At 64.1% G+C, this 10,684-nt stretch carries 7 protein-coding genes and 1 pseudogene; 6 read left to right on the top strand and 2 right to left on the bottom strand.

The window, feature by feature from the left end:
- The first annotated feature begins 15 nt into the window (after nt 1-15).
- From galE to P12x_RS30055, 5 genes are all read left to right on the top strand, one after another.
- Nucleotides 16-1,011 carry a UDP-glucose 4-epimerase GalE gene (gene galE, locus P12x_RS30075; RefSeq protein WP_435011783.1) on the top strand — a complete coding sequence of 332 codons (996 nt, stop codon included), beginning with the start codon at nt 16-18 and terminating at the stop codon, nt 1,009-1,011.
- A gap of 100 nt (nt 1,012-1,111) precedes the next feature.
- Complete coding sequence (locus P12x_RS30070) at nt 1,112-2,134, top strand: glycosyltransferase (protein ID WP_435011782.1); 1,023 nt, start codon at nt 1,112-1,114, stop codon at nt 2,132-2,134.
- The gene (locus P12x_RS30065; RefSeq protein WP_435011781.1) at nt 2,131-2,847 is read left to right on the top strand and encodes a class I SAM-dependent methyltransferase; all 717 of its coding nucleotides are present in this window, start codon (nt 2,131-2,133) and stop codon (nt 2,845-2,847) included. Before P12x_RS30070 ends, P12x_RS30065 begins: the two co-directional genes overlap by 4 nt.
- Before the next feature lie 38 nt (nt 2,848-2,885).
- Nucleotides 2,886-4,097 carry a glycosyltransferase family 4 protein gene (locus tag P12x_RS30060; protein WP_435011780.1) on the top strand — a complete coding sequence of 404 codons (1,212 nt, stop codon included), beginning with the start codon at nt 2,886-2,888 and terminating at the stop codon, nt 4,095-4,097.
- Nucleotides 4,098-4,210: 113 nt separating this feature from the next.
- Nucleotides 4,211-5,005, top strand: a complete 795-nt coding sequence (locus P12x_RS30055) for a 2OG-Fe(II) oxygenase (RefSeq protein WP_435011779.1) — start codon at nt 4,211-4,213, stop codon at nt 5,003-5,005.
- Nucleotides 5,006-5,073: 68 nt separating this feature from the next.
- Here the strand turns inward: P12x_RS30055 and P12x_RS30050 are convergent, their stop codons facing one another.
- Nucleotides 5,074-9,135: a hypothetical protein gene (locus tag P12x_RS30050; RefSeq protein ID WP_435011778.1), complete on the bottom strand. Its 4,062-nt coding sequence runs from the start codon at nt 9,133-9,135 to the stop codon at nt 5,074-5,076.
- Nucleotides 9,136-9,235: 100 nt separating this feature from the next.
- On the opposite strand from P12x_RS30050, the gene P12x_RS30045 reads away from it, so the two are divergent.
- Nucleotides 9,236-10,240, top strand: a complete 1,005-nt coding sequence (locus P12x_RS30045; protein ID WP_435005193.1) for an IS701 family transposase — start codon at nt 9,236-9,238, stop codon at nt 10,238-10,240.
- 15 nt (nt 10,241-10,255) lie between these two features.
- On the opposite strand, the pseudogene P12x_RS30040 reads toward P12x_RS30045, so the two are convergent.
- Nucleotides 10,256-10,588, bottom strand: a pseudogene (locus P12x_RS30040) (LamG-like jellyroll fold domain-containing protein); the annotation flags it as partial.
- Between the last annotated feature and the right edge of the window lie 96 nt (nt 10,589-10,684).

The following is a 10,684-nucleotide window of genomic DNA, read 5'->3' as shown; positions in this document are numbered from 1 at the left end:
GGAGAACCACTCGCGATGAAGATCCTCCTGACCGGCGGCGCCGGGTATATCGGCAGCGCCTGCCTCCGATGGCTCCTCAAGAACGGTCACGACCCGATCGCCTTCGACAACATGGCCGAGGGGAACGTCGCCTCGGTCCCCGAGGGGCGGCTGGTCGTGGGCGACATCGTCGACACCGATTTGCTGACCAGGACCCTCAAGGACCACAAGGTCGAGGCGGTCATGCATTTCGCGGCGTTGGCCTCGGTCCCGCTCTCGATCTCCGACCCGGAGAGTTACTGGAAGGTCAACACGGTGGGGACCAAGAGCGTCCTCGACGCGATGCGGGCCGCGGACGTCTCGAAGATCGTCTTCAGCAGCACCGCGGCGACCTACGCCTTCGGGGTCGAGATGCCGATCCGCGAGACCACGCCGCAGGTCCCCGAGACGCCCTACGGCTCGACCAAGCTATCGGCCGAGCGGATGATCAAGGATTATTCCCGGGCTTATGGGATGAGCTATACGATCTTCCGCTACTTCAACGCCTCGGGGGCCGATCCCGACGGCCAGTTCGGCGAGAGCCGACATGTCGAGGGGCACATCATCCCCTTGACCCTCCTGGTGGCCGTCGGCCGGCGAGAGAAGCTGAAGATCTTCGGAGGCGACTGGGAGACCCGCGACGGGACCTGCGTCCGCGACTACGTCCATACCGATGACCTGGCCCAGGCCCATCAACTCGCCGTCGAGGCCCTGGGGCCGGGAGTGGGCACCGATTACAACCTGGGATCGGGCACGGGCACGACGATCCTGGAGGTTCTCCAGGCCGCCGAGAAGGCCGTGGGAAGGCCGATCCCCCACGAGATCGTCGGCCGACGCCCCGGCGATCCCGGGACCCTGATCGCCACGCCTGAGAAGGTCGTCCGAGAGCTGGGCTGGTCGCCTCGCTATCCCGACATCGAGTCGATCGTGGCCACCGCCTGGAAGTGGCACGAGTCGCACCCCGACGGTTACGGATTGAAGACGGCGCATTGAGCTAGCCGAAAATTGGTCATCCTGGTAAGGGAGTCCGTCGACGGTCCGGCCGACCGGGCCGGGCATTGGCCCGAGGTCGTCCCCGAGGCACCGATCGCGAATGAGGCCCCACATCATCCCGCAGACGCCCAGGGCCCCCCTCGAAGGAGGCGGGGCACGTCGCGAACTGGTCGTGCTCCTGCCGGTCTTCAACGACTGGGCGGCGCTCGGGAAGCTCCTCGGGGGGCTCGATCGGGCCCTGGCCTCGTCGAGGATCGAGGCTGACGTCCTGGTCGTCGACGACGGCTCGACCCAGCCGTTCGACCCGTCGGCGATCTCGGGGGATCTCCGGGCGATCGCGCGGGTGGAGGTCCTCCACCTCCGACGGAACCTCGGCCATCAACGGGCGATCGCCATCGGCCTGGCGTTCATCGAGGCCGAACGTCCCGAATGCCGGGCCGTCGTCCTGATGGACTCCGACGGCGAGGACGCTCCCGAGGACGTCCCCCGACTCCTTTCCCGCTATGAGCAGGAAGGCCGCCGCAAGATCGTCTTCGCCGAGCGGGCCAAGCGATCCGAGTCGGCCCTCTTCCGCGGCTTCTACCTCGCCTATCGGCTCGTCCACCGGATCCTGACCGGCCACTGGGTCCGGGTCGGAAACTTCAGCGTGATCCCCCGCGAGCGGCTTTCCTGCCTGGTGGCGACCTCGGAGTTGTGGAACCACTACGCCGCCGCGGCCTTCACGTCGAGGCAACCCTACGCGACGGTCCCGACCCGGCGGGCCAACCGGCTCGACGGCCGATCCAAGATGAACTTCGTCGCCCTGGTGATTCACGGCCTCAGCGCGATCTCGGTCTACAGCGACGCCATCGGCGTCCGGCTCCTGATCGCGACCCTGGCCATGATCGGGCTCGACCTGGTCGCCCTGGCAACCACCGTGATTGTCCGACTGACCACCGACCTGGCCATCCCCGGCTGGGCGACCACCGCCTTCGGCGTCCTCCTGATCATCCTGCTTCAGGCGACGATGTTCCTGTTCGTCTTCAGCTTCATGATCCTCGCCGGCCGGAACGCCGCGAGCTTCCTGCCGCTGAGGGACTACGCTTATTTCGTGGGCTCGGAGCGGGTGGCTTACCGACGATGAGCACGACCTATAACTACGTCGGCGACGAACTCGACCTGTTCGCGGCGGCCCGGAACTGGAAATCGTACTTCCGGGACCGGATTGCCCCTTACCTGGGCGAGGACGTCCTGGAGGTCGGTGCCGGCCTCGGGGGGACGACTCGGGTTCTCTGCCGGGGGACCGAACGTCGATGGGTCGGACTCGAGCCCGACCCGGCCCTGGCCGGTCGGCTGGCCGAGGAAGTCCGCTCCGGGAATCTGCCGGGCAACTGCGAGGTCCGTGTCGGTACGCTCGGAGGGGCCGATCCTGCGGAAACCTTCGACACAATTCTCTACATGGATGTGCTGGAGCATATCGAGGACGACCGTGCCGAAGTCGCCCGGGCTGCCGCCCATCTCCGCCCCGGTGGGCATGTGATCGCCCTCTCGCCGGCCCACCAGTGGCTTTTCACCCCTTTCGACCAGGCCATCGGTCATCATCGGCGGTATACTAAGGCTACCTTTGGAGCCCTGGCGACCCCGGACCTGGAACGAGTCCGGCTCGACTATCTCGACTCCATCGGCTTCTTCGCCTCGCTCGCGAACCGGCTCCTGCTCCGGAGCGCGATGCCAAAGCCCTCGCAGATCGCCTTGTGGGACCGGGTCCTGGTTCGGATGTCCAGGATCGCCGACCCCGTGCTAGGCTTCTCGGCGGGCAAGTCCGTCCTGGCGGTCTGGCGTAAGACGGCCCCCTGAAGCCTCCCGCCTCGCCATCCCACCTCGAGACCTCACCGTTGATCATCGCCTATCTGTTGAACATGTACCCGAGACCCGCCCAGGTCCCGATGCGTCGCGAGATCGTCGCGATGGACGAACTCGGCCTGAATGTGGACCGCTATACCCTCCGGGCCACCGAAGACGAACTGGTCGACCCGACCGACATCGCCGAGCGTGAGAAGACCCGGGCCGTGCTCGGGGTGGGCAAGATCGGCCTGCTCAAGGCGGTGGCGGGAAATCTGATCGCCCGGCCTTCGGCGTTCGTCCGGGCCATGACGCAGGCGATCCGGATGGGCCGTCGATCGGAACGCGGTACTCTCCTGCACCTGATCTACCTGGCCGAGGCCTGCGTGCTCCGGGGCTGGCTGGTCGAGCGAGGGACGACGCACCTGCACTGCCACTACGGGACGAACTCGGCAACCGTCGCGCTTCTGAGCCGGTTCCTGGGCGGGCCTCCGTATAGCTTCACGATGCATGGGCCGGAGGAATTCGACTCGCCCAGGGCCCTCTCGCTCCGCGATAAGATCCACCACGCGGAGTTCGTGTCGGCGATCAGCGAATTCACCAGGAGTCAGCTCTTCCGTTGGGCCGACCACGCCGACTGGCCCAAGATTCACATCATCCACTGTGGGGCCGATGCGACATTTCTGGGGGCCGAACGGACCCCGATCCCCGACGTCCCCCGGCTGGTCAACGTCGGGCGACTGGCCGAGCAGAAAGGGCAGTTGCTCCTGATCGAGGCGGCGGCCCGACTGATCGGCGAAGGGGTCGACTGCGAGGTCGTGATCGTGGGCGATGGCCCGATGCGCGGCCAGGCCGAACGACTGATCGACGATCTGGGCGTCCGGGGCAAGGTCCGGATCACCGGATACCTGAGCAATCTCGAGGTTCGTCGCGAGATCGAGGCCTCAAGAGCCCTGGTCCTGCCGAGCTTCGCCGAAGGGCTGCCGACGGTCTTCATGGAATCGCTAGCCCTAGGCCGCCCGGTGATCGGCACTTACATCGCCGGGGCGCCCGAATTGGTCGAGCCGGGGGCCTGCGGCTGGCTCGTTCCGGCCGGGTCGGTCGACGCGCTGGTCAAGGCGATGCGTGAGACCCTGACCACGCCGATCGAGGACCTGGAACGGATGGGCCGCGAGGGGGCCCGGCGCGTCGCCGAGAGTCACAACTCGCTCACCGAAGCCCGCAAGCTCTCGGAACTCTTCGAGGCCTCCGCCCGGAGACATTAAGCAACATTCTGGAGGCAGGCCGCTTCCCAGTTGCTAAAATGAGACTCCTGAAAGATTCCCTCACCACCAATCGTCCCACCCGAATCCCATCCAGACATCCCGTGGCAAACACCATGACCCACATCAGACCCATCGACCGCGACGCCCTCCGAGAGAAGGTCCGCGCCTCCAAGCCGGTCCCCAACTTCTGCATCGACAACTTCCTCGATCCCGAATTCGCCGAGAGCGTGCTGGCGGCTTACCCCTCGTACGAGGAGGCGGCCAAGATCGGCCGGTCCTTCAAGGCGGTCAATGAGAAGGGGAAGATCCAGGTTACCGACTCCAGCAGCTTCGCCGAACCGATCGCCGAGTTGAATCGGACCCTGGCTAACCCCGAATTCCTCGATCTGCTCGGTTACGTCTTCGACATGCCGAACCTATTGCCCGACCATGAGCTCAAGGGCGGCGGGATCCATCAGACCGGACCACGGGGGCACCTCGACGTCCACGTCGACTTCAATTACATCGCCGAGCGTGAGTTGCATCGCCGACTCAACATCCTGGTCTACTTCAACAAGGACTGGAAGCCCGAGTGGGGCGGTAACATCGAACTCTGGGATGCCGATGTCAAGGTCTGCCATCACTCGTTCTCGCCGATCTTCAACCGATGCGTGGTCTTCGAGACCAATGACGTCAGCTTCCACGGCGTCACGGCCGTGAAATGCCCCGAAGGCCGCGCCCGCAAGTCCTTCGCCGCTTACTACTACACCAAGGAAGCCCCCGCGCACTGGACCGGCGAGGCCCACTCGACGATTTTCAGAGCTCGCCCGGACGAGATTCTCAAGGGGAATGTCATGATGCCGCTGGAGAATGCCAAGCGTCGGCTCCAGCAGGCATTCCGGGGTCTCAAGAAGAAGATCAAGAGCTGAGACCCGGAACGGGCCATGCGACGACGATGCGGGGGCGGCTGGCCCCCGCATCGATCCGTCCATTACCATTACCCGAAGGGCCGGAAAGGGATCCGGACGGGACTCGGCCCACTCCTGACGGGGGGCAGTCGTCGGGAAGGTCTCGATGTCGTCGGAGAAGTCGGCAGCGGTGTGGGCTCGGTCGAGCCACGGAGCGGGATTTTTGCCCAGGCGCTTATGGCCCCCCCCGTGACGCTCTCGATCAGGTCGAGCCGGTCAAACTGGTTAATCTGGATCGCGTCCTGGTCGGGTCGGCCCGGCGAGTAAGGACGTTGCGTCGTCCCGGTATAGGCCGACCACATATAGAAAGTCGTCCCCTCGACATGGTCCTCGCCGTTCATGAAGTACAGGGTGAACAGGGTGAGTCCCTGGGCCTCATACTGGCGTAAGGTATTGAGCATGAACCCGTAGAATCGGGGATGACGGTGGACCGCATGGGATCGCCGCCCGTAATTCGCCGTGCAGAAATAGGGGAGCATCAATTCCGGGCCTCCCTCATAGGTAATGAGCTTGGTCCCGCCGTAACCCCGCTGGTCGAGGTATTGCCGGTGCTTGGCCAGCTCCGACTTCCACCCGGCATAAACGCTGAACATCTCATACATGTCGATGAGCTGTTCGGGCGTGAATATGTTCATGATTGGCTGAAAAGCGGGCTCGGACGGGATGCCCACCGGGAATGTCGCCCGGTTCCGGTAATAGGGCGCGATCGCCAGTTCATCGAATTCGTAGCCGAGCGATCGGGCATATGAGGTGATCGAATTCGTCGGCCCGTCGGGATATTCGTGCTGGCTCTCGATGAGCCGGATGAAATCGCCGGGACGACCGGCCGCCGCGAATCCCGGAGACATCAGGTCCCAGACCCGCTTGGCCTGGCGGACGTAGTACGGGTAATAGACCTCTTCGCCGGCCCCATAGAGTCGGGCACCCTCGCGTGTGGCCCAGAGATAGTTCGGCTGGGCGAAGTTCCACGCCTCATTCGTATACCCCGCGCGACATTTCTGGCCGGCACCAAGATTCTGGGCGATATAGGCGCCCAACTGGGTCAGGCAGTCGTCGGTCGCCGTGATTGTCGCATTGAAGTGCAAGTCGCATCCGATCGTATTGCACAAATCAATGATATCGGAAATGGGCACGTTGGAGCCGACGGAAGCAATGAGCCGAGAGGTGGGATTCAGGATCGTGGCGGTCGCCGTCACGGGCGAGGCCGCGCCGTAGGACTTAGGCCCGAACACGAAGTAAAGTTCGGTCTCCGAGAGCACGATGACGTGGCCATACGCCCCGTTCATATTCCTGACCGAGCCGTCGCTATAAGTGACGTTGCCGAAAGGCTGGGTGAAGTCGAACGAGATAAAAGTTCCGTCGCCCAGGTTGTGGGGGACGGCCGTGGTGATCTTCCACGCCTGCCCCTCTCGGGGCTTCCAGATTTGAGGGCCGGTGTAAGTCTCGAATCGGGTCACCTGGAGCCGGTAATTCCGGGGGGCCGAGCCTCGCGACAGGTTCGATTCCGGCCGATTGTAATCGGCGAAAGTGGTCGCGTTGCCGTCGATCGTTTTGGTCAGGTCCATCACGCGGAGCGACTTGATGCCCCAGAGTTTGGCGATCAATGCCGGGTGCCACTTGGGCGGATTATCGAAATCCACACCCGGGAGGATCGGGAACAATCGAAGATTGCGAATATCCGCATTCCACGTCCCGTTGCCGTTGTTCACGGTCCCGAAGACGCGAATATTGAGGTTGGCGACCCCGTAACAGTCCTTTGACGCGGTCAGGTTGTAGAACCGCTTGTTGTTGGTCGTCCCGGTGATGACCGCCGTGCCATTCTGGGCAAAACTGTCGATCTGGACGTCGGACGCACCATCCCAGATCAGGACATAATTGCCGGGATTAATGCTGGGCCACCCCTTGCCATCCGCCTCGAAGCTGGGCCGGTAGGTCGAGAACAATTGCGAAACGGATTGGCTCGGGAGTTTCGTAGGATACCCGTCCGAATCCGTCGCAGTAGCCGGGAACGCCGCCACATTTTTTGCGATATTGTAATAAAGATGACTGGTGTTGTAATAATTGTTCCCGCCCAGACCCATGCCCACTTCCATCGTGCGTTCGTTGGGCATCGCGGGATACAGGGGCGTCCCGGCGAGATTGGCGACGAGGGCATCAGTCGCGTCGGGTGCTGCCCCGATCACCGTGGCGGCCCATCCGGCGCCCGCCGAGTACGTCACCGTCTCGCCGGGGGCGATCCGGACCGAGCTGTCGGCGGACACCCGCTCGTAGCGGACCACATCGGCGACCATCGGCAGGCTAGTGCCGTTGGACTGGATCAGATTGAAATCATCGGAGATCCCTGAGAGGGTGAATGTCCCGAGGACCTTCCAGGTCACTCCACGGTCGGTATCGTCGGGCGGGGCGACGGTCTGATTGACCGTGGCCGATGCCAGCGTGGTTCCGGCCCGATTCTTGAGCGTGTATGTTACGGCGGTCGAACGCCCGACGACGGAGGGCCAGGTCACCGAAACTCGATACTGAGCCCCGTCTCCGGGCAGGGCTTGTTTCTTCCAGATCGCGGTGGCGGTGTTGTGGGAAGCCGTCGTGATCCGGGGGTCGGCCGCCAGGCCCGAGTTCGTCGGGCCCCATGACCCCGAGGTTGCATTGAGATAAGTGCTCGCGTCCTCATACTGGATCGCTGGTGCCGACTGGATGAACGGGAAGTAAACCGTCGCCATATACGACTGTTTGTTCTTGGTCGCGCCATTGAAGTTGTGCGTCCCCTCGCCCCAGTAGGGGAGGCGGAACTGCGGCGAGCCCGCCTGGACAGGCAGGCCATTAACCTTGAAGGTCGGCAGGAGCCCTCCCGAATAGACCCGCGTGGTCGTGAGGGCAGGATCGCTGGGGACGATCAGGGGCTGCGCTAAGTTGGCCAACGCACCGACAAACTTGATCACCAGCGGCGAGGCCGGGTCGCCGTTGCCTGTGACCGCGAGGTTCCCGACGCCGATCGACGGCAGGTCCTCCAACGCCGCGCGGACGGCGGCCGGATCGAGTAGGAATCGCGGCCCGGCCCCCAGGCCCTGCATGTCGCCCTGGTGCGAACTGGTCCCGGCGACCTCGTACGAGGTCGCATAGACCTTCCAACGACCTGGGATGACCTGGGTCGACACCACCGTCGCCGGTGGCGTGGCGGCGCTGACGACCCGAACCGTACCGCCAACCGGGGCGACCCGCAGGCAGTCGATGTTGAAGTAATGACGGTCCGAAGGTGTCGCCGGGCAACTCACGCGGACGCGGAGGTCGGTGCCCGTCAGTGTGAATCGGCCCAGCGGGTACCATCGTACGGAGGCCCCGGCCGCGGTCTTCAGCGTTGGGTCGTTGAACATCCCGGTATTGGCCGGGCCGCCGTTGGCCGCCGAATCGCTGGACTGGTTGAGCGTCTTGGAGCCGACCGGCGTCGTCCCGTCGAAGACCTCGTACAGGACCGTTGCCGAATAGGCGCCACCCGTCTTCATGTCGACCGCCAGGTCGATGCCGCCGGTGGCGTCGGGGACTACGTTCCACTGGAAGTAGTCGGACGGCGGGGACAGGATCGGCGTGATCGGACCCGTCACCTGGCCGCCGACGGCGAGCGTGAACGGCGACCCGTCTGAGACGCCTGAGATGGCCAGGTTCTGCTGCTCGTTGTTCGAGGTCATCGTCTCGACGGCGACCGGGTTGGTCGCGGCATCGTGGAACTTGAAGAGGATGCCCTGGCCCGATGGTGCGACCCGCGCCGAGCAGCCGTCGTCGAGCAGCGAATAGTTGAGGTTTCCGCCCTGGTAGGTTGGCGCGCTCCCCAAGACCAAGGTGAGATCCAGGCCCGTGGCCGAGCCGTCAACCAACCCGGCATCGCCCGGGACGGCCGTTGCCCCATTCGGGCCGGTCAGGCTCCAGTGCAAGGCGAGGGCCGAAGGCGAGATCGTCTTGGGGCTGGCGATCCGATCTCGAAGATTCTTCACATCCGTCGCGGTGAGGGCATAGCCTAGCCAGATCGTCGGCTCAGCCAGGGTGACATCCGCACCGGAGTCGTTCGATCCGAGTCGGAATGGCTGAGCGGGAGCCATCCCGAGCCTACCCAATAAGCCTGACTCGTTGTCGGAATTGACTTAGGAGTTACGCGGCAGTGATCGGGCGTCCATATTGCGCCAATCGGTTCGGACGTCCATGATGGATCGCATGTACGCCCCGAACCCCAAGTGTCACGACACCGACTACATCGATTTCCTCATCGCCTCCCCGAAGGCGTTCTGCTGCACGGAGGCCGCCGCTGTGCAACCCGAGTCGCCCGACGCTCCGGCCCACGATGCCTTCACCCGTCTGCTCCATCGGATCGAACCCGACCCGTCCACGCTCTGGGAAGAGGCCCGGCCCATGGTCCGCAAGGAGGGCGGGATGCTGGTCCTCGATGACTCGACCCTCGACAAGTTCCACGCCGAGAAGATCGAGCTGGTCAGCCGGCACTGGTCGGGCAAGCATAAGCGGGTCGTCCGTGGCATCAACCTGATCACCACGGCCTGGACCGATGGCGATACCGTCGTGCCCTGCGACTACCGGGTCTACGACAAGGCCAAGGACGGCCTGACCAAGAACGACCACTTCCTGGCGATGCTCCGCCAGGCCAAGGCCCGCGGCTTCGAGCCGCAGTGCGTGGCGTTCGATAGCTGGTATTCGAGCCTGGGGAACCTCAAGGCGGTCCGGGCCTGCGGCTGGACGTTCCTGACCCAGCTGAAGGTCAACCGCAAGGTGGACCTCGACCGCCAGGGCTACCGTGCCGTCGCAGGACTGGCGATCGCCCCCGAGGGGACCATCGTTCATCTGGAGGGGTTCGGGTCGATCCGCGTCTTCAAGGTGGTCTCCCAAGGCGGAGACGTTGAATACTGGGCGACCAACGACCTGGCGATGGGCGAATTGACCCGGCTGGCCCACGCCGAGCGATGCTGGGCGATCGAGAACTATCACCGGGGCCTGAAGCAGTGCTGCGGGGTGGAGCGTGCCCAGGTCCGGGCGGCGCGGGCGCAGCGGAATCACATCGGGCTGTCGATCCGGGCGTTCCTGCGGCTGGAGCACCATTTCTACACCACGGGGGTCAGTTGGTACGAGGCGAAGGCCCGGATCATCCGAGGAGCGGTGCGTGCATATATCGCCAATCCGATGTACAACCTGACATGACCGCGTAACTCCTATGACTAATACCCCGTTGAGATAATATCGCTGGACCCCGGATTGCCAGGTCACCACAAGGTGATAATTGACCCCTGGTAGGAGTGGCTGCCTCCAGGTCGAGGCAACGTCGGCCTCGCTCGTTTTGGCCGACCAGGCGACCCGAAGATCATTCGCGGCCGAGAGCCCGATCGACAGACTTCCGCCGCCTTCGAACAGGGAAATCCCCGCCGGGTGGGTAATGGCAGAACCGGAATTGACGCGGACCCACATCGACAGCGACGCCGTCGCGGCTCCGGTTAGCAGGGGACTGGGAACGGTCTGGAGGAGCTGGCTCCCCGCACATCGGAGCGACATAGGCGGTTGAACCCCAAGGGATGATGATGGACGCTCGCCTCGGTCTCACATTCAGTGAGGACGGAAGGTTAAGCCCACAATTTCTCCCTCGGATTA

This window comes from Tundrisphaera lichenicola (assembly GCF_051175385.1).
In the GTDB taxonomy this organism is placed as follows: domain Bacteria; phylum Planctomycetota; class Planctomycetia; order Isosphaerales; family Isosphaeraceae; genus Tundrisphaera; species Tundrisphaera lichenicola.
The sequence above is the reverse complement of the archived record's forward strand: the minus strand, read 5'-3'. Positions and strand labels throughout refer to the sequence as shown.